Genomic DNA, 767 nt, shown 5'->3' on the forward strand with positions numbered 1-767 from the left:
CGTTTTCATGCCGAGTGACAGCAAGTTCTTTTTGCCACTCGGCATAAGTAGCAGTTTTTGTTGAATGGCTTGAAACATTCTATTTCTCTAACTGTAAATGTTGTTTAGAGCGAGGCGTTGTTTTTCTTCACTGAACGTCTCATTCAACTCGGTGGTGTATTGGCGAAAATCAATGTCGTCATAGTGATTGATGCAATGTGTCATTTGCTTTGCCATGTCTTCCGGTGTTTGCGCCAAAAAAGGAGAGTTGAGATCTTTTGTGGCACCAATGGAACGAATCACCATAGGGAGGTGCAGCTTCGCGGCTTCTAGAATCGTTAAAGGCATACCTTCCCATGCGGCGGTATGTAAATAGAGATCGGAGGCCTGCAGTTTCTTAACCACTTCATCTCGAGGAAGCATACCCGTTACTTGTACGTCTTCGGCTCTTAACGCTTGCTCTAGCTCTCTGTCTCCTCCTCCAATCCAAGTAATGTCTAATTGGCGATTGAGTGCAAATCGATTCAAGCAACGGAGTGTGTTAAGTAAAAATTGAGGGTCTTTCTGTGGTGCGACACGCCCTAAAACAACAATGTTCAATGCAGCTTGATGGTCTCGGCGGACACGCGTCGCACTTTGATAAGAAACGTAGTTGTTCAGCAGTTCCGCTCGTTTTGCTCCAATGCTAATGGCTAAATCACATTCGCGCTGACTGCAGCCTGCCACTACGTCAATTTTGTTGAGCATCACCTTTTCTAAAGCTTTGTATAGTTGGCGAGCGAAGCCTG

1 protein-coding gene is annotated in these 767 nt (G+C 45.5%); it reads right to left on the bottom strand.

All coding sequences use genetic code 11. The annotated features are described in order from the left end of the window. Nucleotides 1-87: 87 nt before the first annotated feature. The coding region (locus tag R7E78_RS26110) for a glycosyltransferase (RefSeq protein ID WP_318058609.1) at nucleotides 88-767 on the bottom strand (680 nt) is incomplete at its 5' end.

It is taken from the genome of Vibrio sp. YT-19(2023) (assembly GCF_033337395.1).